Below are 24666 nucleotides of genomic sequence, written 5' to 3'. Positions count from 1 at the left end.
GGTAACTAATGCTCCAACTTAGCGTAGCCATGGTTTTGCGGAGTATTTTCCAGATCCCTGCCCACCGGTTCGGTATTTTTCACTAGTGTCAGCCACTTCTCCGTATCCTGCTGTACCTGACTCGCCGGAATAATTTGCTCACTGTCCCAGCGGAAGGTAGAGACGATTACCACAATGATAATGGCCAGAACGGAAATCAGGGCCAACCACCACATGTACCAGACCAATGCAAACATCAGGATGCCGCTCAGAGCGCATAGAATAAATCCCAAAGGGTTATTCTTGGGCATCTCTATATCCCGATAGACTTTTGGCGGTAAATAAGCACGCCCCTGCTCCTTAGCCTCATTAAATTCATCCCGGTCCGTTACCCTCGGCAGTTCCGCAAAATTGTAGGAAGGCGCAGGGGCTGGGATCGACCATTCCAGAGAGCGCCCATCCCAAGGGTCCCCCACAGGAACGCGATTTTTCTTGCGATCCCGTAAACTGACCAGCAACTGCAATACCAGGCTGATCAATGCGCATAACACCACCATGGCCCCGATAAAAGCCACCACCATGTAGGGCTTGAAAGTCAGATCCATATAGCTGAATGAGCGCCTTGGCATCCCCAGTAATCCTGCACCATAAAGGGGAAAGAAAGTGAGCATAAACCCGGCTACCCAAAGATATGCCGACCACTTACCCAAGCGCTCATCCAGGCGAAAACCAAACGCCTTGGGGAACCAGTAGTTATATCCGGCCAGCAAACCAAATAGCACTCCTGGAATTAGTACATTATGGAAGTGCGCCACCAAAAACAGGGTATTGTGTACTTGGAAATCTACCGTGGGGTTCGCCAGAATCACTCCAGACAAGCCACCGATCACGAATAAAATCAAAAATCCGATGGCGTAAATCATTGGAGTGGTAAAGCGAATTCGCCCGCGATACATCGTCGCCATCCAATCGTAGACTTTGACCCCGGTTGGCACCGCGATCAGCATGGTGGCGATACCAAATACAATATTGATGGTGGGACTCTGCCCCATGGTAAAGAAGTGATGAAGCCACACGGTAAAGCTCAATACGGCAATCGACATGGTGGCAATTACCAATGACTTGTAGCCATATAGGCGCTTAGCGGAGTAAGTGGAGAACACCTCAGAAAAAATACCGTAGGCCGGCAGCACCAACAAATAGACCTCCGGGTGCCCGAACAGCCAAAATAAATTGGCATAGTTCATCATATTGCCACCGAGATCATTGGTGAAAAAGTGAAAATCCAAATAGCGGTCGAAACCGAGCATTAACGCCGCAACACTGAGTGGCGGCATAGCAAAAATCATCAGGATGGAGGAACACAATACCGTCCAGCAAAACATGGGCATGCGGAAAAATTTCATGCCCGCAGCACGGCATTTTAAAATGGTGACGGTAAAGTTAATCCCCGTAAGAGTGGTACCGGCCCCGGAAAATACAATCGCCCACACCCAGTAGTCTGGTCCCACGCCGGGATTAAAGTCCGCCCCCGTATAAGGCGGGTAGGCAGACCAGCCCCCAGTAGAGAATTCCCCCACCACCAGCGAGACCATCAACAGAATCCCAGAAGACACGGTGACCGCCAGGCTAATCTGGTTAAGTACTGGGAAAGCAACATCGCGGGCACCAATCTGTAATGGCATTACAAAGTTGACCAGACCCACAACAAAAGGCACGGCAACAAAGAAAATCATTATTGTGCCGTGGGTGCTAAATAGCTGAGCGAAGTGATCTGCGTAGAGAAAACCATCTGGGGCAGCAGCCTGCTGTGCCCGCATCACCATGCCTTCCAGTAGTCCTCTGGTCATCATCACCAGTGCAAAGACTATGTACATGATGCCAATTCTTTTATGGTCTGTGCTGGTCAGCCATTCAGACCATAAAGTGCCCCATACGCGAAACCAGGTCAGTAGAGCGAGGATGGCGATGGTGGCAAAAACAACAATGGCACCAGCGGTACTGGCCACCACTTCACTCACCGAAAAATCGGTAAACAGCTTGCTGAAAACGATAGAATCCCAGCCCAGCTTTCCCAGCCAGCCATAGTCGGTAATATTCATGGCTGCGCACCCTCTGTTTTATCCTCACCCTGACCAAACTTCACCGTGCCGGGTTGCTCTTCCATACTAAGGGGCTTGCCCGAGTGATATCGCATAACAATGCTTTGAAACAGCTCGGGATCGGCAATGGTAAAATAGAGGGCATTGCTGGGCATTTGAGGCGTGGCCAACTGCTTTTGCATCTCTTTGCGGGTACTTCTTTCAGCCAGGCGATTATAGGTCTGAGCATCCAGCTCAACCCCCCTGGCGCGGACCTGTGCCACCCAGGCCTGAAAATCCTCTTCACTCTTAATCAATACATCAAATTTCTGCTCAGTAAATCCCTTGCCCGTATATTGGGTGTTTTCACCCTGGGTTTTACCATTCTTAGTCGCAATAAAATTGAGTCGTGTGGTCATGCCCGGCATCACATAGATCTGCCCCGCTAACGCCGCAATCCAAAAAGACTGCATCACGGTATCGCTGGTTAAAATCATGGAGACCGGGGTGTGTACAGGAACAACCAGTTCACCTACTGTGGCAATTTTTAAGTCTGGGTAGATAAACAACCACTTCCAGTCCAGCCCCACCACTTGCACTTGGACAGGAGGAAATACGCCTTCTATTTCCTCATAGGGATCCAGAGCAATAGTTGCGCGCCAAAGCATAAAAGAGAGAACAAAAATCACCATAAAGGGAACACCCCACATGACGACTTCCAAAGGGCCGTAAGACTCCCACTTGGGCGCATAAATACCTTTTCCCTTCTTACGGCGATACTTAAATAGAATGACTGGCACCAGAATAAATACGGGCAGCACCGCTACCATGGTAAGTGCTGTCGCCCAGAAAAAATGGGTTTTCTGTTCATGGGCAACGGGCCCCAAAGGCATCAGAAAACTTTCAGTGGCAGAGCTTGAAGAGGGAATCAAAAAAAGAAAAAGAAATGCGAAAAGAAGGCATACTAACCAGAAGGATCGGTGCTCAATACATCCCCAGTAGCGAACCCAGTATTGCACAAACCTGACAGGGGCCACGGTATTCCAATCCATTGCAATGCCTACCGACCTTAGGATTCAGCAGGCATTCCTATCAGATTACCCGCCACAAAAAATTCACCGTACACATAAACCACATCAGATGCTCAGCACACCCTTCCGTACGGCTCTTCTCACCAGAATAGCTGAACAAATTATGTTTTAACTTCACCTACCCCGCAGGAGGAAATGGTTTGTGGTGACCAACTCCATGAAACGATGACATCAGCGCCTAGAAAACACCATCCTTCATCATTTGTTGAATAACTGTTTCCACATATTCCAGGGCATCTCCCTCCCTGGGACGGCGAATTTCCCCCATCATATAGTTCGCCAGGAAACTTTCAGATTCCAGGGACCAATACACCTCTTCCGATGGCGCAAAATATAAACGGGTTTCGACAATGGCCACTTGAGAGTTGGAAACATTCCTATTCAGTTGTTTAAAGCTGATCAACTGTGTCACCAATAGCGTGTCAAATTGATATTCAGCCAGGACATCAGCCAGCTCTCCCATCGTGGGAACCTTGCCATCGGCCGCAAAATCACTCCATGAGAGGGCATTCACGCCGTAGCAACCCAACTGCTCCACCCAAATACTCTCCACATAGATGCCAACTATTGGGCGAGGAACCAGGGTAAAGGCCAGGACCAAAGTTTTTCCCAGCGAGCGCTCCGCAATCAGCGGCGAATGCCAAGTGTCAGTCACCACTGTTCTCGGTGAATTACAGGAGGTTAAAAAACCGCATAGCAAAATAAAGCGCAACATTATTGATATCGCACATTTGAAACCACTAGAACGAGATACGGCTGGTGAACTGAGTCCGCCAGACTGAACCATAGGCTCCATCTTTGTCCTCCCTGGTTCCATAAAGGGCCTCAACGCCAAACAGCCAATGCGGCGTCGGGGTCCAGGTCAGATTAATACTGCTGTATTGGGTTTGATAAAATGAGGAGCCCGGCTGGAAATCCAGGTTGTCCTGATGCACCAGCCCATAGGTTGCCACGGTATAGAGGCACGGGCTCCACCAGTGTTGATAAGCCAGATACCAACCCAGAGTTGGAATTGCCTCCAGCCGATTATTGACGAAGTCATAGCTCGCGTCGGGGGGCTCATCATCCAGAAGGCTTCCATAGCCATAGCCATAGCTAAAGGAGTAGGAGGCAAAATCCGGCGCAAGCCTACCGGGCATATCAATCACGCCACTTAAATTGATACCCCATCCGGTATCCGAAACGGCAGACTGTGGTTCCCCACTGCCACGCAGGTCCCGCAGGATAAAACTGCCCTGAAAGTTAATGCGGTCTGTTTGGGAAATAACCGCTACCACAAAGTCCGGCCAGCGAGACACTTCCAGTGCATTCTGAAAAACCCGATCAGTTGGCGCATCCAGGGAGACTTGCAGAGTGAGAGTTGGATCATATTTACGGCTCCAACGTGCAACCGGGCGCATGAGCGCTAACAGTGAGTTGGGGCCTTCGTAATCCAGGGTGTTTGGTGAGGCGGTTAAATTACTGAACGTGGACCAGTCGAGGCCCAACCGTAAATCTCCGCCCAGTAAAATATCACTGACCTGGCCGTATGCTTTGCGCAGACGCAGCAGAGGCTCACTGACTGTCGGATCCCGCAGGAAATCCATAGAAAATTCATTTTCGATTAAACGGCCGCCCCAGGGCGTTCTTGACTTGAGCACCAATCTCGATACCTGAACGGAAACATTGGTCTGACCATCCTCACCCTCCGCTGCAGTTCTATTGCTGGTGACAATAGCACTGGTCGTGAACTCAGCCGGGCTGACAATGGCGCCGGTGTCATAGTTAGCATCCAGCTCGGCGAAGCCATTAATTTTTATTCGAGTGCGACTGCCGAGCACAGGGATAGACCCCGGCCAGTCGGTCGGTACACTGGAAATGATTTCTTCGATATCCGTCTGCTCCGGATGCTTTGGGTCTCCCCTGGCCCGAGGGGGCGGTAGGGAGCCAGGCGGGATATCTTTGCGTATGAGCTCTAATTGATCGCGCAAATCATCGAGCGCAACGCCATTCACAGGCTCACTGTATTCTCTCGATGGAGGAACTGACGGCATTGGTACTGCCGGAACTGGCGCAGCCGGGGAATTTTCTGGGGGCCTCGTCCTGCGCAGCTCCTCCACCTGTTGCCGCAAAGCCTCTAGATCAGCCTTTTGCTGTCGGATTTGCGCTTCCTGTGCCTCGAGTTGGCGCTGCTGCGCCTCGATCACCTTCATCAATTGATCGGCTTCAACATAAACCTGGGCATTGGCGGGAGTGGAGGAAATAATTTGGATGAAAACCACAAGCACAGCGGGTAGCGCTGGAGACTGTGTTTGGATTTCCATATCTAGGGGGCCTATGGATCTGTGTAAATCATTGGCGATACACCAATTGCAGCTTATTTACTTTTTATCGAGCCAAGAAAAGTGAATAGCCACTAATGTAACTGTACAGGCCCATCGATAGGCTACATCCAATACACCTGCACCCAAAAAGCTATCCAGGAAAGCTTAGCCCAAGAGGGAACAGCGCCACGTGTGACACAAGGTTTAAGGCCGGAGTGTTTTAATGCTGTGGGATTTGACGATATTGGCCACAGAAATACCTGAGACCAATATCACCTGTATTAGCAATAATTTACTGACGGGCGAAGCGCGGCGGTAGAGGCTTCTCAATACGGGTGGAGCGCAGCGGGTTGATATCCAGCCCTCCCCTGCGGGTATAGCGGGCACAAACTGTTAACTCGGAAAAGTCCGCAAGATTTTGCAAATCGCAAAAAATCCGCTCCACACAGTGTTCGTGAAAATCCTGATGCTCACGGAAGGAAATAATGTAAGCCAATAGCGCTTCGCGCTGCAGCATCGGCCCCTTGTATTCCACCATTACCGTCGCCCAATCCGGCTGGCCGGTAACCGGGCAATTACTGCGCAGCAAGTGGCTGTAGAGAGTTTCAGTAACCTCCACACCACTCCCTTCCAGCGCCAGCAGTGTCGAGTCCGGCTGGTATTGCTCTACGGCAATATCCAGCTGGTCGAGACAGAACCCTTGCGGCCTCTGCACATCCAGGGAGATATCTTCCACCTCCAGCAGAGTCACTTCCACAGCCATACCCACCGCAGCGCTTAGATCCCGCACCAAGGTATCCTGAACCAGCTGCCAGGAATCGAAGCGGCTTTGGTTAAAGGAGTTTAAGTACAATTTGAAGGACTTGGACTCCACCATACAGGGGCTTTCCGCGGGAAAGCTGAAGCGCGCCACCGCCACTTGGGGTTTGCCTCTGGTATTGAGCCAGGAGAGCTCAAATCCCCACCACTCATCTTCCCCAAAAAATGGCAGGGCGCCAACGGACAGCCCCAGTTGGGCTCGGGAAATGGATCGCTGAATCGGGTGCAGTAGCTCTGGGTTATAGCTGGATTCGTAAACGGTTTCCCGACCCAGCGGGAGGTTCTGCCAATCTTCTCTGCTCATACTCAACCTCAGTGCCTCAATCGCTTGCCGTGACTCATCAGGTAAAGTCCCCAGCTGGCGAGAAGCGCAATAAAAACCAAGACCCCAACAAATGCCCAGGCCACATTAATGTCGGAAACACCCAGGATTCCATAGCGAAAGGAGTTCACCATATAGAGAATCGGGTTCAATTTCGACAATCCTTGCCAAAAGGGCGACAACAGATCGATGGAGTAGAAAACACCACCCAGATAGGTAAGCGGGGTCAAAACAAAAGTGGGAATAATCGATATGGCGTCAAAGCTGTTGGCATAAATCGCATTGATAAAACCCGCCAGAGAGAATAGCGCCGATGTGAGAAACACAATAGCGATGGTGACTCCCAGGTGTTCGACTCTGAGAGAAGTAAAAAACATCGCTACTAGAGTGACAATCAGGCCTACAACCAAGCCACGCGCCACACCGCCCAGTACATAGCCAGCCATCACCGCCCAATTTGGCGTGGGCGATACCAGCAGCTCCTCAACACTGCGCTGAAACTTAGCACTGTAAAAAGAGGACACGACATTGCCATAGGAGTTGGTGATCACTGACATCATAATCAGCCCAGGCACCACAAACTCCATATAAGGGTATCCGCCCATTTCCCCGATACGGCTGCCAATAAGAGAGCCGAAGATCACAAAGTACAACGTCATGGTGATCACCGGCGGCACCAGGGTCTGTGGCCAGATGCGCATAAAGCGGCGCACCTCCCGGCGGAAAATGGTGCTGAAGGATATCCAGGTCAACTTACCGCTCACGAATCCAACCCCTCTTCTTTTTCCTCGGACAACATGGAAATAAACAATTCTTCCAGGCGGTTGGCACGGTTGCGCATACTGGTCACGGTAACGCCCTGGGCCTTGAGCTCGACAAAGACCTCTGTCAGTGACTGCCCTTTTTCTACAGTGATTTCCAGGGAATGATTATCCAACAGGCAGCATTTAAACCCCGTAAGCTCCGGTGCCTTACTTAGGTATTCGCTGCAGTCGAGAATAAATGTCTCGCGGTTGAGAGTCTTCAGCAGGGACTTGATAGAGGTATTCTCAACGATAACGCCCTTATCGATAATGGCGATATTGCGGCACAGGCTCTCCGCCTCCTCCAGGTAATGGGTAGTGAGAATAATGGTGGTACCCCGAGCGTTAATTTCCTCCAGGAAGCTCCACATGGAGCGACGCAGCTCGATATCCACCCCAGCAGTAGGCTCATCCAGAATCAGTAGTTTTGGCTCGTGAATCAGTGCCCGTGCAATCATCAGGCGGCGCTTCATCCCCCCAGACAGCATACGCGCCTGGGTGTGTCGCTTGTCCCAAAGTCCCAACTGCTTCAGATATTGCTCTGTGCGCTCCTCTGCCAACTTGCGCGGCATTCCATAGAATCCCCCCTGAGTAGCCACAATATCGAAGACTTTTTCAAACTGACTGAAATTGAACTCCTGCGGCACCACGCCTAAAAGACGCTTGGCAGCGGCAAAATCACTGTCGATATCGACACCAAAAATCGACACGCTACCGGCAGTCTTGCGCACCAATGAGCAGATAATGCCAATAGTAGTGGACTTACCTGCACCATTGGGGCCCAGCAGAGCAAAGAAGTCCCCCGGCTGTACTTCGAAGCTGATCCCTTTCAGGGCCTGGAAGCCGCCTTCGTAGGTTTTTTGCAGGTTATGGATAGATAGCGCGGCGGTCATTGTGAATTCCTATGCTGAAGGCGCCATTCAACGTGCTTGCCCGAATAATTTCAACCGGCGGAAACACAGGGAAGCCCAAAGCCGCGGAGGCGGAATTCCAGGCGCACAGTCGCACTCCGGCAATACCAGTGCAAGTAATAAACTTAGAAGCAATATATCGGAAAATAAAAAAGCCGCTCGATTGAGCGGCTTTTTTATTTTGGAGCGGGAAACCGGGTTCGAACCGGCGACCTCAACCTTGGCAAGGTTGCGCTCTACCAACTGAGCTATTCCCGCATTTTGTGTTGGCCCGGCAGCATTGCTGCCGGGCCGTATTGGCATCCCCAAGGGGAGTCGAACCCCTGTTACCGCCGTGAAAGGGCGGTGTCCTAGGCCTCTAGACGATGGGGACAGAAACTTTGCACTACAACCTCTTCGGTCCCGTGCTGCCACGCTGTCCATGGCTTTGCCACCTCGCGGTGACTTTACTTTTGAATGGGGCCAAAGATCCATCCAAAAATAAAATTGGAGCGGGAAACCGGGTTCGAACCGGCGACCTCAACCTTGGCAAGGTTGCGCTCTACCAACTGAGCTATTCCCGCAATTTGACCCGGTAGCATTGCTACCGGGTCGTATTGGCATCCCCAAGGGGAGTCGAACCCCTGTTACCGCCGTGAAAGGGCGGTGTCCTAGGCCTCTAGACGATGGGGACAGAAACTTGCACTTCGACCTTATGGTCCGGTGCTGCCATGCTGTCCATGGCAATGCCACTGATTTCTCGGTGGCGTGCTTTGTGAGCTGACTAGAGATCATCTCGCAAAGCGGAAACTTGGAGCGGGAAACCGGGTTCGAACCGGCGACCTCAACCTTGGCAAGGTTGCGCTCTACCAACTGAGCTATTCCCGCGTGGCATCCCCAAGGGGAGTCGAACCCCTGTTACCGCCGTGAAAGGGCGGTGTCCTAGGCCTCTAGACGATGGGGACCCAGAAACCTTCTGTCGTTTCGCTGCGTTTTAAAGTGTAGCTCTGCGTCAGAAGTGGGGCGCATTCTATGTACCGTTCGGGATACTGTCAACACCCGAATTGAATTTTTTTTCTTTTATTGTCAGATACTTACCTAACACTGCCGGTTGCGGGAAGATAATTTAGGCGTCAGAGGGCACTCCGTACTGCTCGCTGAGTACACGCAGGTGCAGCTCCTCAATAAACTCACGAATACGCTTTGCGTTGGCCCCTAGGTCACTGACTCCCACACGGGAACTGGAACGCACGTCCACCCGCGAGCCACCATCATCTTCCGGCCGTACTCGCACCACTATGTCGTCGGTAAAGCCTAACAGCAGGGTTCGGTCGGTTGCCTCGATATGCCCCTTCTCCGGTTCGTAAGACACAATCTTCCAGCCCAGCTTCTTGGCAACCTCCGCCGCCAGCTCAGTGGTGCGGGCAACAGGCATATGGACATGCAGTGGATAGATGTCGGAATAGATATCGGTTTCACGCTGCAGGCTCGCCACAGGCTCGCCGCCGTATGCGGCACTATTGTCCCAAGGCTTACGCAAGTCGAGGACTGCTTGGTATGCCGGGGGGTTGCGGGTATCGGTAGTGATATCGTGGATTTTTGGCGCATTGAAATTATCTTTGCCCACAGTAATGAGGGGCACAGCTACTGGCAGCAGTCCCAGCAACGCAGCCCAGAGGGCATTGCTGCGTGCCTGAGGCCTGTGATTGCGCGACCCCCAGACAAACACCAGTAAACTCACCAGTGCGACAATCAGTGCCGCCCCACCCGCGTAAGTAAATATCATGAAGACCAATTCGAAGCGCAGCAATCCGAACCGCAGTGCCATGCCTGCGAGCACAATAATCCCGAGTAGCCCCCACTGCACCCTGAGTAGCCAGCGGCTCCAGTGTACTCTCCTCACTTGCCCTCCTCTTCGCCGTCTTCGTTGAACTCCTGGTCCAGCCTCACCGACAAGGAATTGACACAGTAGCGAAGGCCGGTTTCAGTAGGCCCATCATCGAACACATGCCCTAGATGACTGTCGCATTGACTGCAGCGAATCTCGATACGCTCCATACCAAAACTATTATCGGCTAGCTCTCGAATAATCCCCACGCTAAATTCCTCATCGAAGCTGGGCCAGCCACAGTAGCTCTGGAATTTTGCTCCCGCATCAAACAAAACCTCGCCACAACAGCGGCAGCGGTAGAGACCTTTGTCAAAAACATCCCAATATTCCCCGCTAAATGGCGCTTCTGTCCCCCCTTTGCGACAGACCTCAAACTCCTCATCTGTCAGCTGATCTCGCCAGTAGTTATCGTCTTTTGCTTTTGCCATACTGTCTCGTTCCGTTTTAATCGTTCTCGCAGGAGCGGTAACCGCCGCCAGTGGACATCCCGCCTATCGCGCAGCTCGCTCGCGGCTGAGGCTGCTCCTGCCAAGCTACAGGGCTGCCGCACCAACATGAAGGACATCCATAAATCTGAAAAACTGCACGGCGTCTGCTATGAGATTCGCGGCCCGGTGATGGAGCAAGCCCATCGCATGGAGGAGGAAGGCCACCGTATCCTCAAGCTGAATATCGGCAACCCCGCCCCCTTCGGCTTTAACGCCCCCGATGAAATCATCCAGGACGTCATCCACAATCTCTCCCAAGCCCAGGGCTATGTGGAGTCCAAGGGACTATTCGCCGCGCGTAAAGCTATTATGCAGGAGTGCCAGACCCTGGGTATCCAGGGAGTTGAAATTGATGACATCTATCTGGGCAACGGTGTCTCCGAGTTAATCTCCATGGCCACCCAGGCACTGCTCAACAATGGCGATGAGCTGCTGCTGCCCATGCCCAACTACCCCCTGTGGATGGCCGCTACCAATCTCGCTGGTGCCAACCCGGTACTCTACCGCTGTGACGAGGAATCCGGCTGGCTGCCCGATATTGAGGACATAAAAGCAAAAATCACGCCTCGCACCCGCGGCATTGTCGTGATCAACCCCAACAACCCCACGGGGGCGATTTATCCCAAGGCTTTGCTGGAAGAGATTGTAGAGGTGGCGCGCAGCCACAATCTGGTGATTTTTGCCGATGAAATCTATAGCAAGATCCTCTACGACGACGCCGAGTTCACCCCCATGGCCAAACTGGCCCCGGATGTGCTCTGCCTGAGCTTCAATGGCTTGTCCAAATCGTACCGCTTGGCCGGCTTCCGCTCCGGGTGGATGATCATCAGTGGAATCAAGCATCGCGCCAAAGGCTTTATTGAAGGGATGGAAATACTCGCCTCTATGCGCCTGTGCGGCAATGTACCGGCCATGTATGCCGTGCAAACCGCACTGGGGGGCTATCAGAGTATTAACGACTTGATACTGCCCGGCGGCCGCTTGCGCCAGCAACGCGATCTGTCCTACCGCATGCTCAACGACATTCCCGGTGTCAGCTGTGTCAAACCTAGTGGCGCCATCTACCTGTTCCCCAGGCTGCACCTGGACCACCACAAAATCGATAGTGATGAACAGCTGGTATTGGAATTCCTGCGCCAGGAGAAAATCCTGCTGGTACAGGGCAGCGCTTTCCATTGGGACGCGCCCGATCACCTGCGTATTGTCTTTCTGCCCCGCGCCGACGACCTCTCCCACGCGATTGAGCGGCTGGGTTACTTTTTGGAGCGATATACCCGCTGATGTTGGACGATTTACATATCCACGACTTTTATCGCGATGCCGGCAGAATTCTACTGGCACTGTTTGGCCAGTTCCCCCTGCCCTCCACCATTTACGTAGAGGACATTGCCGGGCCAGACACCCCCGACGAATTCGGCCTGCACTCACCACGGCACCTGGCCTGTCTGGGTGCCCTCAGCTGGTTAAAACAGAGCGGTTACATTCACTTCTCCCAGCTGGTGCGCCAGGAAGCTGCGGAGGAAGTGGTACTGAGCCACCGGGGATTTCTGCTGTTGATCAACAAGGAAGAAAATTCTGGCCAGAGTAACGCACAGCTGCTCAACAGCGCCGTGCGCGATGGTTCCTCTGCAAAGTTACAAGCGCTGGTGGAGCGCCTGATGCGGGAGTTTGCCGCACTGTAAATAGAGTGGTTTGGGCATCACCGCTATTTAGTATCGCTAATTCTGACGACGATATTTAACGTGCAGCATTTTTAGGGCGGCATCCGGGTCCCGATCGGGGAAATCCGGGTTTTGCGCCAGCCGCTCTACCACTTCATAGCCGCTATCGGCACCGAGTATCAACTCGCGAAAGTGCGCTTCGCTGTGGCGCGGGGAGTTGATCACCATCAGCAGGTCTGCCTCATCCGCGAGGCAGGCAGGCAGTTGTTGCAGCAGTTTTTCGTAGTTGTGACTCACATCGAAGCGGCCTTTCTGGCGTGTGGGTGGGTCTACGATAGCGAGATCAAAGGGCCCCCGGCGGTCGAAGCGCTTGAACTGGCGCAGTGCATCGAATTGCAAAAATTGAATACCTCGCAGGGACAGGCCATTCACCTCATGGTTTTCTCGGCCGCGATTCAAAACGCCCCGGTTCACATCCACATTGACGATCTCAATATCCCCAGCGGCTCGAGCCACAGCAGAAAAAGCACAGGTAAACGCGAACAAATTCAGCATCTTCACCGATGCGCGCTCCGAGCGCTCCCGCACCTGCGCTTCAAGCCAGGCACGACCGGGTTCGATATCCAGAAAGAAGCCAACATTCTGGCGATCAAAGGTCAGCGGAAACTGCAGACCGTTGCGCTGTGCCACTGGTGCGGCCACCGATTCGCCACACAACCACTCCAATGGTGCACCGGGGAGATAGCGACGCTGCGCGGCCACCCCCTGATAACCGAATGATTCGGCCATCTGCCAGAGCTTCTCGCACAACTCCCCTTCCCCCTCGTACTCCTCAAAAAAAGTAACCAGTAATGCAGGGAAAAAACTATCGACACAAACCTGCTCCAGGCCTGTAAAACAGCGACCACGCCCATGAAACAAACGCCGGCTGTCACCGCCGCCCTGAACTAACTTGGGCTCTACTTGCTGCAGCAACACTTGCCAATCGGTAGACACTCAGACTTCTCCATTGCTTAAGGGGTAGAGGATCGCATCACGGTAGCCGGTTACCACACGGATAAAGCCGCTCCACTGCCGATCCAGTTCGGGGTCACCACTATCCACTAACAGGGGGCGCCCGCCGAGTTCAGTTATTTTGGTTTTGGTGGCGACAACCACCAGGTTTTCACGACCCACTTGGCTTAGGACTCTGGGGGAGAATTGCTGGTTACCGCGGCCGATCAGATGGCCCTGGCCTCCGATGGCAGTGAGAATAATTTTTACCTGACCATTTTTTTTCACACTCTTGTGTGCGGCAATCGCTGCCTCAATCTGCGGCGCGCTCACATCTTTTTGCAAGAGGGCGCCATCACACAGCAGGTCCACCCCCAGCAGGGTGCCGTCACACCCCAATTCACTCAAGACAGCTAAGGTAGTTGAACCGGGACCGACGATATACAAGGTATCCGGCTCTAGTTCCTCGACAATCTCCGCGGCGATATCCGCCACAGCCAGCTCTTCCACCTCGCGCCCGGCGTTCTTTACTGCCTGCAGGAAGTGGCCCTCCTGGGGCACCAGCAGCTCGCCGTAGTGGCGAGTGCTCACCCGCCCCTGGCGGAAGCTATTTTCATCGATATCACGCACCTCGCGCTCACACAAATCCACCAGCTCACCGGCCAGTAATTTACGCAAAACTTCTCCACCGGCCTTGGGGGAAATCGCGAAACAAGCGGAGTGCATTTTGACACCGGCGGGAATACCCAGTACTGGAAAGTGATCTCCCAGGACATTGGTCATATTGCGCGCAGTGCCGTCACCGCCAATAAAGACGATCAGGTCGGCACCGGCGTCGCGGATCGCCATTGCCGCTCTCTCAGTGTCCTCGGAGGTTGATGGGGAGGACTCGGCTGCACCCACCTCACGCACGGCAAAGCCCAGTGCACTAGCCGTATCCGCCCCCATATCACCGGCAAAACACAAAAACTCCAGCTGCTGCCGAAACGGTAGCAAGGCCTCCAGGGCAATCGCGGCGCGCTGGTGGGATTGCGGCTCAATACCAGCCGCCAGGGCCTGCGCCACTGTCTCGGCTCCATCGCTGCCCTTAAGCCCCGCTGGGCCGCCAACACCGGCCCAAGGATTGATAATCAAACCCAGCTTCTTAACTTGTTTTTCTAATCGCACATGAGCCCCAGTACTGCCAACTCTTCTCTCTCTTTTTTACCCAGGGCCTGCGCTGCGGCGCGGTAATGGGAAAACTCCAAACGCTCGGGGTATTCTCGGCGCAGGCGGTCGAAAGCCTTGGCCATAGGTTCTATCCCTCGAGCCGCTTCGCGCAGGCGCGCATCATCTTCGCGTGGGTCATACATTTGCAATAACAAATTCGCTATTGGCGCCGCCCCACTAATCACCGGCTCAAGTTGCCTTCTAGAGACTTCAGCTTGCGTATCGCAGGTGGCGCCAGTGTTTTCTGGCTGGGCCAGATCCAGCGCATTGGAGAGCGCCTCGCGAATTATGCGGGTGCCTGTGAGCTTGCCATCCAGGCTATAGCCGGCAATATGCGGGCTACCCAGGTCCACCAACTCCAACAGCTCAGTGTTAATTCCCGGCTCCCCCTCCCAGACATCCAGCACGGTCATAAAACGCTTTGCCCGCTGTAACACCTGTAATAACGCGCGATTGTCCACCACCGCACCGCGACCGGCACTAATCAAAACAGCGCCGTCGCGAATCTGTGCCAAATGCTCAGCACCGATCATATGCAAACTGGGGAAGGGCCCATCTTTAACCAGGGGGGCGTGCAGGCACACAATGTCCTGACTCAGTACGTGCTCAAGGGGGGCAAAGTTGGGGTTATCTGGCAGCCAGGGGTCGTAGACAGCACAGCTCGCACCCAGGGCATGCAAGCGCTTCTGCAGCAGCCCTCCCACATTGCCACAACCGACAATGCCAAAGCTGCGCCCGCGCCAGTCCACGTCTAGGGCGGCCAAAGTGCAAAATACATATTCAACCACGGAGTTGGCATTGCAGCCCGGCGCGGCGCTCCAGTAAATACCATTACGCTCCATCCAATCGGTATCCAGATGATCGGTGCCGATGGTACAGCTACCCACGAAACGTACCGGCGTGCCTTCCAGCAGGCTCTGATTCACTCGTGTGACGGAGCGCACCAGTAGGATATCGGCATCAATCAATTGCTCGCGCGTCAGTGTGCGGCCCGGATAGCGAACCAGCTTACCCAGATCGCCAAAATATTGCTCCAGTGCCGGTATATTCTCATCGGCAACAATCTTGAGGCCAACGCCCTGTGCGTGGCTTTCACTCATGTAGGTTCTCCTTCAGCGCTCACTAGTGTGCGCTCTATTTTTCCTGCCAGCCCGCCGATCCCGAACTCCTTGGCCAGAGCCGTGGCCAAGTCAACATCCACAGGTTGCCGACGCAAATCACTCACCTTAATGCCAAGGGGGATATCCTCCATCAGGCTTGCGAGGCGTTTTGCCAAGCGCAGCTGGTCGGAATATTCCTCCAGCCGCTGGGCGAGCCCTTTCGCACCCCGAATGGGCAGTGTTGTCACTCTCTCTCGCTGTGCCAACAGCGCTTCGACATCATCAAACTCGCCTAGCAATCGCGCTGCAGTCTTGGCCCCAATGCCGGGTACTCCGGGAATATCGTCACTGCTATCACCCACCAGCGCCAGGTAGTCGGCAATCTGAGCGGGTTTTACACCAAACTTCTGCTCAATGGCCACGCTGTCCATATGCTGGTTTGCGGCAAAATCCCAAAGACTGGAGGCTCCACGAGCCAGTAACTGCCCCAGATCTTTATCCCGACTCACAATGATTGGGGCATGATTGCGCAGTTTTCGCGTCAAGCTGGCGAGAATATCGTCCGCCTCATAACGCTCACTGGAGAAACTGGCGATACCCAGGGCTTCCGCCATCTCCCGGCAGGCCGCCAACTGAAAGGCCAGGGCTTCATCTGGCAATGCGCGACTGCATTTATAGTCCGGGTAAAGCGTATTGCGGAAGCAACTGCCGAGAGATTCATCGAAAGCGCAGGCGATATGACGTGGATTTCTCGCCAAAAGATCCACCAGGAAGTTGGTGAAGCCGTAGACCGCTTCTGTGTCGTAACCACTGCGACTCTGCCAGTTGGGTGGCAAGGCGAAGTAGTAGCGAAAGATATAGACAGAAGAGTCGACCAGATAACTGCTCACGATAGCTCCCGCAGCTGATAGACATCGCCGCTCAAAGGATCTGGCTGAGTAAACGCCCCTGCGAGCGCAAGAGCGAAAGTACTCGCCCGCTCATTGGGCCCCTCCGCACAATAGCGCTGAACCTGGCGCCAAATAGCCTCTTTGAAACTGGTGCTGGGACCAAGGCCACTCTCCAAGTTGTCCGCACTGACACGGAAGCGGAGGCCACAGGCACGGGCGAAAATCCACTCCAGCGCCTGGGGTTTGACCTCCACCAACTCGAATTCTGCTTGTTGCTCGGCACTACGCCCATCTGGAGCATACCAATAGCCATAGTCGGGCAACTGCCGGCGGGCCTCACCGGCCACACACCAATGGGCCACCTCGTGCAGTGCGCTGGCCGCATAGTCGAGAGTGAACTCGACCTGATGATGGCCCTGCTGGCCCCCGGCGGGCCGATAGTAAGGTTCGGAAAAACCGCCGCAAAGTCGGGTATTTAGTCCTTCTGGACTGGAAAAACAGCGATTGAAGACCGCCACAATACGCTCGGCAGTGGATCTGGCTGCTAGGGGAGTATTAGAAACTGGAGCCATTTCTAAGTGAGTGACGGGCAAGATATTCTCCGGGATACCGCAAAGGCGGGGACTATATCAACGGGAGCGCCTCGATCAAAGCCGCGCCGCTTCTGCAGGCGTTAGCGGGCCGGTTGTATTTCCGGAAATCAACATATACCTTTACTCACAGGGAGGCCGCTGAACACCTGCCTTTTCAGCGTATTCCCCGAGGAGGGGTCTAATGCAGTCAAATACCCTCCTGCCCCGGTCTTCTTTCAGAGATAGGGCCTTGGCAGTCGCACCTTGATCTGATCGGAGACGGTATATAACCGGCCCTGCCAGGAGGTGTTCCATGACAGACCACAGCATCAACAATGTGGTTGACCTCTTCACCGGCGAGCCGATCGAAACTTCTGCGGACAGGCGCTTTATTCGCCTTTCGCCGGAGCTAGACGGCTTGGAAATGCTCTACTCCAACAACTCCAGCGGTACAGACCTATACAGCTTAAAAATACTCTGCTGGGGGCTTAAAGCGAATGGCGAGGTCGTTGGCCTCGTTCCCTGGTTAAACACCATAGTGGCCTGTCCAGATATCAAGGACCCTTTGGATGGACGCTTCGAAGGCTACTACGACCCCGGTATTGAAGACATCTTCCACCATCCCCCAATCCACAAAGTCGTCGAGTTGGAGACTGCGGCGGAATACTTTGAGTTTGAGAGCAGCAAACCCGAGGAAGTTCTGCAGGAGATTCCCGATACCATCGGCACCCATGCGGTGTTTATGGATAAGGACAGGGAGAACCTGACACTGATCGAGGTCATCAGCTGGAGGCTGCACGCCGACGGCGTTATTCACGGTATGCTGATCGATCACGATGTCGTTGAGACCACTCCGGTACTACCGGGAGATCACTGTCTATACCCAGCACAGGAGAGTGAAGGCTTTCGCTACTTCTTCCAACATCATATCGCCAACAAGATCAAATCTGAGGACCCTGAGGCACTAGCCGCGATCGCCGCTCTAGTAACGGCGCCATAAGAGTTAACAGGCCATAGAGTCAGTACAAAACTTATTCGGGAGTGTGCCCCCGGTGCCGTCGAAGCGGGACCGGGGCGCTATCTGACCAACTATTCCGCTTTCTTGATCCAATACACGAACTCGTCATTCTCCTCTGCATGCTGCACCAGTTCATAGCCGAGAAACTGGCAGAACTTGGGCACATCCCGCTGCGTCGAGGGATCGGTGGCCATCATTTTCAATACTTCCCCATCGGCAACATTTCTCACCGCTGAGTGCAGCATCATTACGGGTTCCGGGCACAACAGGCCGCGGGCATCGAGGGTGTGATCAAACTTCATAGTATTTATTGTGCGCAATTTAGCGCACTTCGTCATCTAGAAACTGGCTGCCGACTCTTCCGCTGACAGCCGCGCTAAAATCCATTTAGGCCCTATCGCATTGTGGGGAGATGATGATCTATGTATTGATTGAGCGAGAAATTGCCGCCGAAATGCAGAGCAGCTACGAGGAGGCCGCACGAAGAGTCCTTACCTGTGCCTACCGCACCGTCGGTTTTATCGAGGGACAGACCTATATCGAAAAGGGCAATCCATTGCGCCGCTTTACCCTGTCTAAGTGGCAGTCAGAACTGCACTGGCAACACTGGTACACCAGCGAGGAGCGACGCGCCCAAATGGCCCAGTTGGCCCCACTGCTAGTGGGGGAAGAGCGCGTCACGATCCTGGAAACCGCTGCATAAACCCCGCCACTTTATCCACCGCAGTCTGCCAGTGTTGGGCTTGGGTAAATCCACTCGCGCGACGGGGCTTAAAATCGTGGTCACCATCGGCAAGCCACTCAATCTCAATAGCCTCCGCCAATCCATAAGTATTCACCTCTGCAAGGCTGCCAAGTGGATCGCGATCTCCCTGCACAATCAAAGTGGGGCAGGCAAAATCTAGCAGGTGCTCAGTGCGGAGCTTCTCCAGCTTGCCCTGGGGGTGAAATGGATACCCCAGGCAGATAAGTCCGGCAACCACCCCCTGCGCATAGCTGTCATTGGCCAGGAGGCTCGCTACCCGCCCTCCCATCGACTTGCCCCCAATAAACAGGGGTAAATCACCGGCAAACTGCTCAATCTGGGCGTTAAAGTTCTCCTGTAACTGCGACATAGTGTTAGGCGGCCGCTTGCCACCTCCGCTGCGGCGCTGGGCCATATAGGGAAACTCGAAACGCACCACTTCGATACCCTGCTCACACAACCCAGTGGCCAACGTCTGCATAAATTCACTGTCCATGGGCGCACCGGCACCATGGGCAAACAGAAAGCGCGCTTTAGGAGCTTGAGGCTCATCAATGAGGTATTCAGACATCGGTAGGCAGATCCTCGGCCAGCACCAGATTGACGGTCTCCTCGCCGGGATCGAACCAAATTACCACGTCACCGGACTGCAACTGACGGCGCAGGCTAGCCACCTTCTCCGGTAGTTCCACCTCGCGCTCACCATACTCGGTGCCCTCACGGGTAGCATACTCTTCCAATAGGTTCTGCAAAGTGTTGGGATCCAACTGCGCAAAGGGAATGATCATACAACTTTCATATCCGGGTGAGATGGGAGCGACGAACGCCGCTCCCGGTGTTTACCTGTACTGGTAAGTGGTTATTTAAACTTAGGATTTTGGCTTGCGGAAGCGCAGAGTCATGCGGTCACTCTCGCCGATGGCCAGGTACTTGTCTTTGTCCTCATCACCCAAGCGGAGAGAGGGTGGCAAAGTCCAGACACCTTTCGGGTGCTTGGCGCTATCTTTCGGGTTGGCGTTGACCTCACTGCTCTCTTCCAACTCAAAACCAGCCTTCTTGGCTGCTTCGATAACATACTCCTGAGTCACATAACCGCTCTTGACCATATCCTCTTTACTGGTACCAGGCTTGGCGCGATGCTCAACCACACCGAGAACACCGCCGGGTTTCAGAGCGCTGTAAAAGCTGGCAAAAGCCTTATCTTCATAACCGCGGTACATCCAGTTGTGTACGTTGCGGAAAGTCACCACCGCATCGGCACTGCCTGCTGGGGCTATCTCACGGCCGGTTTGCGGTGAAAACTCGGTCACTACGACATTCTTATAGGCCTTCTTGTCGGCAGCTAGCTTGTCTTTAAAGCTTTTCAAAGAACGCTGATAGTAAGAAGACTCGCTATCCTCGGGGAAGTGCGCTGCATAGAGCTTGCCCTTCTTGCCCAGGTAGGGCCCTAGGATTTCGGTGTACCAGCCACCGCCAGGAGTAACCTCTACTACCGTCATATCTGGCTTAATGCCCAAAAATTCCAGGGTTTCTGCCGGGTTACGGTACTGGTCTCGCGCAACGTACTCTTTGCTGCGGTGATCCCCCTGAATGACAGAATTCAAGTCGGCAGCCTGGGCGCCACCAGCCAGGGCCAGAGCGCCGGCCATAGCGAGCAGAGATTTCTTGATATTGATCGTCATAATCGTTCCTGTGTTGTTATCGTTAATCCAGCTTCGATCGCACACTGTCGATCTTATCCTGTAATGACTGTTCCCGGTCTATACGGGTTCCCAATTTCAGACTGGTAGTGATGCGATCGGCGCCCATCGCGTGTACTCGCTCATGGCAGGTTTTTACCGCAGCCATCACCGTATCCCAGTCCCCTTCTATGTTGGTGCCATAGGCATGTAGATGGTGTGTCAGTCCGGCTTCCACCAGTACTTTTTCACACTCCGCAACATACCTACTGACAGACACCCCCACACCCATGGGTATCACGCACAAATCGGCAATGACCTTCATTGACAGTCCCTCGCTAAGTTACCTGTTGCCGGGAAAAGAAAAATGGCTTTGAGATTGGACGATAGAGTTATCCGACGAGATCCTATTACAATGCAAATGATACGTCTCCACTGAAGCAAAGGAACACTATATGCAACAGCATCTCGTTATCTCCATGATCTGCAACGATAAGCCCGGTGTTGTGGAAAAGCTTTCTGCAGTCATTGCGGATAACGGTGGCAACTGGGAAGACAGCCATATGGCCCATTTTGCCGGAAAATTTGCCGGTATATTGCGCGTTGCTGTTCCCGGTGACAAAACCCAAGGCTTAAAAGTCGCTCTCACTAGCCTCGCCCAGGATGGCTATAACCTGATCGTTGAAGACGCGATCGCCGTTTCCACTAAGCCTCAACAGACACTGACATTGAAGCTGGTAGGCAACGACCGCCCCGGTATTGTGCGGGAAATATCCCGCGCACTCAGCGCCCACCATATCAATATGGATCAGTTGGAAACTACTTACAGTAGTACTCCGTGGAGTGGCGAGCCTCTGTTCACTGCCGAGTGCAAGATCAATGTGGATGAAGATATGGATCTCGATGGCCTGCGCGACGAACTCGACCAGATCGCCAATGAGTTGGGGGTGGAGATCGACTGCGAGGAGATCGCCACTCCCCTCTAATTGTGGAATAATCTGCTGCCATGCGGAGCCGGGCCCACCGCCCGGCTCAAATCATTCAAGCTAGATAGTACCGCTCCAGGGCATCCGCCAAGTAATGTTCAAAATTGTTCTGTTCCAACCGGAAATTGCCCCGAACACAGGCAATATTATTCGACTTTGCGCCAATACTGGCGCCGAGCTACACCTAATCGAACCCCTTGGCTTCGATATGGACGACAAACGCCTGCGCCGCGCCGGGCTTGATTACAGTGAATACAGCCGCGTGGTTCGACACCCAGACTGGCAGGCTTTTGTCGATAGTGAGAAACCTTCGCGGGTGTTGGCCCTGTCCACTAAAGGCAGCCACAGCCATACATCAGTGGAATACCAAGACGGCGATGCGATTGTGTTTGGCCCCGAAACTCGCGGCCTGCCGGCGGAGTTTCTACAAATGGTGGGCCCAGAGAACACCCTGCGCATTCCTATGCGCGCCGAGAGCCGCAGTATCAACCTGTCCAACGCCGCCGCCATTGTGATCTATGAAGCCTGGCGACAGCTCGACTTCAACGGCGCCATAGACCAGCAGTAAGAATTTTTTGTTATGCCAAGCTCCCAAGCTCCAATAGGCCTGTTTTACGGTTCCAGCACCTGCTACACCGAAATGGCTGCAGAAAAAATCCGCCAATACATTGGCCCCCAGTGGATCGACCTACACAACGTAGCCGAAGCGGATATTGCCCTGGCCGAAAGCTACGATTTCCTACTATTTGGCATTCCCACCTGGGATTACGGTGAACTGCAGGAAGACTGGGAGAATATCTGGGACGACCTGGCCGGGCTCGATCTGAGCGGTAAGACTTTTGCTCTGTTTGGGCTCGGGGACCAAGAAGGCTATCCACAGTGGTTCCAGGATGCCCTGGGCTATTTGCATGCCCAACTGCTCGCCTGCGGCGCCCGCGCCGTGGGTTACTGGCCTGCCGAGGGCTATGAATTTGAGGAATCCAAAGGACTGACTGAAGATGGCAGCCAATTTGTCGGCCTCGCCCTCGATGAAGAGAATGAATTTGACCTCAGTGAAGAGCGTATTGGCCGCTGGTGTGACCAGGTAATGCATGAATTCGGCCTTAAGGACGGAGCCTGAGGATAGTAGTGAAGTGAGCAAATCCGGCAAACACGCGGACATCCAATGGCGCGAAGACGGACAACCCCTGTCCCTCGCCTATGACGATATCTATTTCTCCACAGCTTCCGGTCTGGAGGAAACTCGCTACGTATTCCTGCAACAAAATGCCCTGGCGGAACGCTGGGCGACCCTGCCCGAGAATGCCACTTTTACTATCGGCGAAACCGGATTTGGCACCGGCTTAAACTTTCTCGCCGCCTGGGAGCTATGGCAGAAAACCGCTCCGAAAAGTGCACAGCTGCACTTTGTTAGTGTGGAGAAATTCCCCCTACACCCCCAGGATTTGCAGCGTGCCCTAGCACTGTGGCCACAACTGCAGGCCTACTCCCAGCCACTGATTGAAGCCTACCCACCATTATTAGCCGAAGGTATTCACCGCCTACAGTTCGGCCCAGTAAAACTTACTCTGATTATTGGGGAGGCCAGCCGGGCTTTGGATAGCCTGCGCTTACAACAAGAGAAACGCGATCGCTACATCGACACCTGGTTCCTGGATGGTTTTGCGCCGGCCAAGAACCCGGACATGTGGACAGAAGAGCTGTTCACCAATATGTCCCACTTGAGCCGCCCCGGTGCCACCTTCGCCACCTTTACCTGCGCAGGGCTGGTTAAGCGCGGACTGCGAGAAGCGGGCTTCGCCCTACGCAAAGTACCGGGATTTGGCAGCAAGCGGGAAATGCTGTGTGGCACCCTGGAGCAGTTACACGACTGCCAGCAGCACAGCACCCCCTGGCACCTACCCTGCACCGAAGCACAGCATCCACAATCTGCCACAGTGATCGGCGGCGGTATTTCCGGCGCCACCATTGCCAGGGCACTGGCAGAGCGCGGCGTGCAGGTACAAATTATTGAACGCGGGCCGGCCCCCGGCAGCGGTGGCTCCGGCAACGACCAGGGCATACTCTACGGCAAGCTATCCCCCAAGCCGGGTCCCAATGGGGACTTCAACCTGCACGCTCTGATGTTCGCCCAGCGCTTTTACAAACAGCACTGCCCACGGCTCGCACATTTTAACGGCCTCTTGCAACTGGCTCAGAGTGATAGGGAAAAGCTGCTACAGGAACAGATCGCCGCTAGCCTGGCAGAACACCAAGGGCAAAACCTGGCCAGAATGGTTACCCGTGAGGAGGCCTGTCAGCTCGCCGGCGTAGATCTTCCTTTTGACGGGCTCTACTTCCCCAATGCAGGCTGGCTGGAACCCCAAAAGGTATGTGCTGCGCTACTGGAACACCGAAACATCACCCGTTATCAGGGCCGCGCAGTAGAATCACTGACTCGCCAAGATGACAAGTGGCTGCTGCGTACAGAAGGCAAAGAGATAGAAACGGAAGCGGTCATTCTCTGTGGGGCCAATGATATCCGCAGCTTTGCACCGGCTGCAGCCCTACCCCTGCGGCCAATACGCGGTCAGGTATCGCGCGTGCACGCCACAGAGGTCTCTGCAAAATTAAAAATTGCCCTCTGTGGCGAAGGCTATATCACACCCGCCCACGAGGGGTGCCAGAGTTTCGGGGCCACCTTCAAGCTCAAGGAAACCGCCACAGAGTTACGGGAAAGTGAACACAAGGAGAACCTGCAAACACTGGCAGAACTGCTGCCACACTTTGCCGAGGAATTCTCCAGCCAGGATTTCAATGGCCGCGCCGCACTGCGCGCCGCTACACCGGATTATTTACCAGTTGCCGGACCAATTCCCGACTGGGAGTCCCTGAACAACACCTACGCAAGCTTGCGTAAAAACCGAAAATTATTCATCCCCGAGCACTCAGGTTATCAGGCGGGACTCTATGTAATGGGCGGCCTGGGCTCACGCGGCTTTACCTACGCACCGCTAACCGCCGAATTACTCGCCAGCTGGATTATGGGCGGGCCCTTACCTGTTAGCTCAGATCTGGCGAAAGCCCTGCATCCAGCGCGCTTTGCCATCCGCAACCTGGGTAAAAATCGCTAGTCGAGTGGGGCTTAGGCTCCTCTTATCGCAAAG

The 24666-nt window shown here is 54.1% G+C and carries 27 protein-coding genes and 6 tRNA genes; 8 read left to right on the top strand and 25 right to left on the bottom strand.

Annotated features, from left to right (window positions below; genetic code table 11):
- Window positions 1–5: 5 nt before the first annotated feature.
- From MJO52_RS07345 to msrB, 15 genes are all read right to left on the bottom strand, one after another.
- Window positions 6–2081 carry a cbb3-type cytochrome c oxidase subunit I gene (locus MJO52_RS07345; protein ID WP_252085296.1) on the bottom strand — a complete coding sequence of 692 codons (2076 nt, stop codon included), beginning with the start codon at window positions 2079–2081 and terminating at the stop codon, window positions 6–8.
- On the bottom strand, window positions 2078–2953 hold the full coding sequence (locus MJO52_RS07340; RefSeq protein ID WP_252085295.1) for a ubiquinol oxidase subunit II: 876 nt from the start codon (window positions 2951–2953) through the stop codon (window positions 2078–2080). The genes MJO52_RS07345 and MJO52_RS07340 overlap by 4 nt, the downstream gene beginning before the upstream one ends.
- A gap of 376 nt (window positions 2954–3329) precedes the next feature.
- Window positions 3330–3806 (bottom strand): hypothetical protein, encoded by a 477-nt coding sequence (locus MJO52_RS07335; protein ID WP_252085294.1) that lies wholly within the window; start codon window positions 3804–3806, stop codon window positions 3330–3332.
- 85 nt (window positions 3807–3891) lie between these two features.
- Window positions 3892–5454, bottom strand: a complete 1563-nt coding sequence (locus MJO52_RS07330; RefSeq protein ID WP_252085293.1) for a SlyX family protein — start codon at window positions 5452–5454, stop codon at window positions 3892–3894.
- A 292-nt stretch (window positions 5455–5746) separates the two neighbouring features.
- Complete coding sequence (queF, locus tag MJO52_RS07325; protein ID WP_252085292.1) at window positions 5747–6577, bottom strand: NADPH-dependent 7-cyano-7-deazaguanine reductase QueF; 831 nt, start codon at window positions 6575–6577, stop codon at window positions 5747–5749.
- A gap of 8 nt (window positions 6578–6585) precedes the next feature.
- Window positions 6586–7359 carry an ABC transporter permease gene (locus MJO52_RS07320; RefSeq protein WP_252085291.1) on the bottom strand — a complete coding sequence of 258 codons (774 nt, stop codon included), beginning with the start codon at window positions 7357–7359 and terminating at the stop codon, window positions 6586–6588.
- Complete coding sequence (locus MJO52_RS07315; protein ID WP_252085290.1) at window positions 7356–8291, bottom strand: ABC transporter ATP-binding protein; 936 nt, start codon at window positions 8289–8291, stop codon at window positions 7356–7358. Before MJO52_RS07315 ends, MJO52_RS07320 begins: the two co-directional genes overlap by 4 nt.
- A 200-nt stretch (window positions 8292–8491) precedes the next feature.
- Window positions 8492–8567, bottom strand: a tRNA-Gly gene (locus MJO52_RS07310).
- Between the two features lie 39 nt (window positions 8568–8606).
- Window positions 8607–8682, bottom strand: a tRNA-Glu gene (locus tag MJO52_RS07305).
- Between the two features lie 114 nt (window positions 8683–8796).
- Window positions 8797–8872: transfer RNA gene (locus MJO52_RS07300), tRNA-Gly, on the bottom strand.
- A 34-nt stretch (window positions 8873–8906) separates the two neighbouring features.
- A tRNA-Glu gene (locus MJO52_RS07295) sits at window positions 8907–8982 on the bottom strand.
- A gap of 118 nt (window positions 8983–9100) precedes the next feature.
- Window positions 9101–9176: transfer RNA gene (locus tag MJO52_RS07290), tRNA-Gly, on the bottom strand.
- 1 nt (window position 9177) lies between these two features.
- Window positions 9178–9253 (bottom strand) — tRNA-Glu (locus MJO52_RS07285).
- A 161-nt stretch (window positions 9254–9414) separates the two neighbouring features.
- On the bottom strand, window positions 9415–10191 hold the full coding sequence (locus MJO52_RS07280; protein WP_252085289.1) for a DUF1499 domain-containing protein: 777 nt from the start codon (window positions 10189–10191) through the stop codon (window positions 9415–9417).
- Window positions 10188–10607 (bottom strand): peptide-methionine (R)-S-oxide reductase MsrB, encoded by a 420-nt coding sequence (msrB, locus tag MJO52_RS07275; RefSeq protein ID WP_252085288.1) that lies wholly within the window; start codon window positions 10605–10607, stop codon window positions 10188–10190. Before msrB ends, MJO52_RS07280 begins: the two co-directional genes overlap by 4 nt.
- A gap of 126 nt (window positions 10608–10733) precedes the next feature.
- Between msrB and MJO52_RS07270 the strand changes: the two genes are divergently transcribed.
- Both MJO52_RS07270 and MJO52_RS07265 read left to right on the top strand, forming a co-directional pair.
- The gene (locus tag MJO52_RS07270) at window positions 10734–11948 is read left to right on the top strand and encodes a pyridoxal phosphate-dependent aminotransferase (RefSeq protein ID WP_252085287.1); all 1215 of its coding nucleotides are present in this window, start codon (window positions 10734–10736) and stop codon (window positions 11946–11948) included.
- The gene (locus MJO52_RS07265; RefSeq protein ID WP_252085286.1) at window positions 11948–12349 is read left to right on the top strand and encodes a hypothetical protein; all 402 of its coding nucleotides are present in this window, start codon (window positions 11948–11950) and stop codon (window positions 12347–12349) included. The genes MJO52_RS07270 and MJO52_RS07265 overlap by 1 nt, the downstream gene beginning before the upstream one ends.
- A gap of 36 nt (window positions 12350–12385) precedes the next feature.
- Here the strand turns inward: MJO52_RS07265 and MJO52_RS07260 are convergent, their stop codons facing one another.
- From MJO52_RS07260 to MJO52_RS07240, 5 genes are read right to left on the bottom strand one after another with little or no spacing between them, the layout of a single operon-like run.
- A complete protein-coding gene (locus tag MJO52_RS07260) occupies window positions 12386–13324 on the bottom strand; it encodes a class I SAM-dependent methyltransferase (RefSeq protein WP_252085285.1) in 939 nt (312 codons plus the stop codon).
- The gene (locus MJO52_RS07255) at window positions 13325–14488 is read right to left on the bottom strand and encodes an ATP-NAD kinase family protein (protein ID WP_252085284.1); all 1164 of its coding nucleotides are present in this window, start codon (window positions 14486–14488) and stop codon (window positions 13325–13327) included.
- Window positions 14479–15630, bottom strand: a complete 1152-nt coding sequence (locus tag MJO52_RS07250) for a 4-phosphoerythronate dehydrogenase (protein ID WP_252085283.1) — start codon at window positions 15628–15630, stop codon at window positions 14479–14481. The genes MJO52_RS07255 and MJO52_RS07250 overlap by 10 nt, the downstream gene beginning before the upstream one ends.
- Window positions 15627–16520, bottom strand: a complete 894-nt coding sequence (locus tag MJO52_RS07245; protein WP_252085282.1) for a 5'-3' exonuclease — start codon at window positions 16518–16520, stop codon at window positions 15627–15629. The genes MJO52_RS07250 and MJO52_RS07245 overlap by 4 nt, the downstream gene beginning before the upstream one ends.
- Complete coding sequence (locus MJO52_RS07240) at window positions 16517–17113, bottom strand: elongation factor P hydroxylase (RefSeq protein WP_252085281.1); 597 nt, start codon at window positions 17111–17113, stop codon at window positions 16517–16519. The genes MJO52_RS07245 and MJO52_RS07240 overlap by 4 nt, the downstream gene beginning before the upstream one ends.
- 292 nt (window positions 17114–17405) lie before the next feature.
- Here MJO52_RS07240 and MJO52_RS07235 point away from each other — a divergent pair, with 292 nt between their 5' ends.
- Window positions 17406–18092 carry a hypothetical protein gene (locus MJO52_RS07235; RefSeq protein WP_252085280.1) on the top strand — a complete coding sequence of 229 codons (687 nt, stop codon included), beginning with the start codon at window positions 17406–17408 and terminating at the stop codon, window positions 18090–18092.
- Between the two features lie 89 nt (window positions 18093–18181).
- On the opposite strand, the gene tusA is transcribed toward MJO52_RS07235, so the two are convergent.
- Window positions 18182–18448: a sulfurtransferase TusA gene (gene tusA, locus MJO52_RS07230; RefSeq protein WP_252085279.1), complete on the bottom strand. Its 267-nt coding sequence runs from the start codon at window positions 18446–18448 to the stop codon at window positions 18182–18184.
- 77 nt (window positions 18449–18525) lie between these two features.
- On the opposite strand from tusA, the gene MJO52_RS07225 reads away from it, so the two are divergent.
- Window positions 18526–18813, top strand: coding sequence for an antibiotic biosynthesis monooxygenase family protein (locus tag MJO52_RS07225; RefSeq protein WP_252085278.1), 288 nt, complete (start codon window positions 18526–18528; stop codon window positions 18811–18813).
- Here the strand turns inward: MJO52_RS07225 and MJO52_RS07220 are convergent.
- From MJO52_RS07220 to MJO52_RS07205, 4 genes are all read right to left on the bottom strand, one after another.
- Window positions 18788–19426: an alpha/beta family hydrolase gene (locus MJO52_RS07220; protein WP_252085277.1), complete on the bottom strand. Its 639-nt coding sequence runs from the start codon at window positions 19424–19426 to the stop codon at window positions 18788–18790. The two genes, MJO52_RS07225 and MJO52_RS07220, sit on opposite strands and share 26 nt — an antisense overlap.
- Window positions 19419–19643, bottom strand: a complete 225-nt coding sequence (locus MJO52_RS07215; RefSeq protein ID WP_252085276.1) for a YheU family protein — start codon at window positions 19641–19643, stop codon at window positions 19419–19421. The genes MJO52_RS07220 and MJO52_RS07215 overlap by 8 nt, the downstream gene beginning before the upstream one ends.
- 81 nt (window positions 19644–19724) lie before the next feature.
- Window positions 19725–20537, bottom strand: coding sequence for a class I SAM-dependent methyltransferase (locus MJO52_RS07210; protein ID WP_252085275.1), 813 nt, complete (start codon window positions 20535–20537; stop codon window positions 19725–19727).
- 22 nt (window positions 20538–20559) lie between these two features.
- A complete protein-coding gene (locus MJO52_RS07205; protein WP_252085274.1) occupies window positions 20560–20859 on the bottom strand; it encodes an MTH1187 family thiamine-binding protein in 300 nt (99 codons plus the stop codon).
- Window positions 20860–20989: 130 nt separating this feature from the next.
- Between MJO52_RS07205 and MJO52_RS07200 the strand changes: the two genes are divergently transcribed.
- The 4 genes from MJO52_RS07200 (at window position 20990) to mnmC (ending at window position 24633) form a co-directional block, all read left to right on the top strand.
- On the top strand, window positions 20990–21520 hold the full coding sequence (locus MJO52_RS07200) for a glycine cleavage system protein R (RefSeq protein WP_252085273.1): 531 nt from the start codon (window positions 20990–20992) through the stop codon (window positions 21518–21520).
- A 94-nt stretch (window positions 21521–21614) separates the two neighbouring features.
- Window positions 21615–22088, top strand: a complete 474-nt coding sequence (gene trmL / locus MJO52_RS07195) for a tRNA (uridine(34)/cytosine(34)/5-carboxymethylaminomethyluridine(34)-2'-O)-methyltransferase TrmL (protein ID WP_252085272.1) — start codon at window positions 21615–21617, stop codon at window positions 22086–22088.
- A 12-nt stretch (window positions 22089–22100) separates the two neighbouring features.
- Complete coding sequence (gene fldB, locus MJO52_RS07190; RefSeq protein ID WP_252085271.1) at window positions 22101–22640, top strand: flavodoxin FldB; 540 nt, start codon at window positions 22101–22103, stop codon at window positions 22638–22640.
- A gap of 13 nt (window positions 22641–22653) precedes the next feature.
- Window positions 22654–24633 (top strand): bifunctional tRNA (5-methylaminomethyl-2-thiouridine)(34)-methyltransferase MnmD/FAD-dependent 5-carboxymethylaminomethyl-2-thiouridine(34) oxidoreductase MnmC, encoded by a 1980-nt coding sequence (gene mnmC / locus MJO52_RS07185; RefSeq protein WP_252085270.1) that lies wholly within the window; start codon window positions 22654–22656, stop codon window positions 24631–24633.
- The last annotated feature ends 33 nt before the right edge of the window (window positions 24634–24666 follow it).

The organism is Microbulbifer variabilis, assembly GCF_023716485.1.
Classification (GTDB): Bacteria; Pseudomonadota; Gammaproteobacteria; order Pseudomonadales; family Cellvibrionaceae; genus Microbulbifer; species Microbulbifer variabilis_B.
This window is presented reverse-complemented; position numbering and strand designations above follow the sequence as displayed.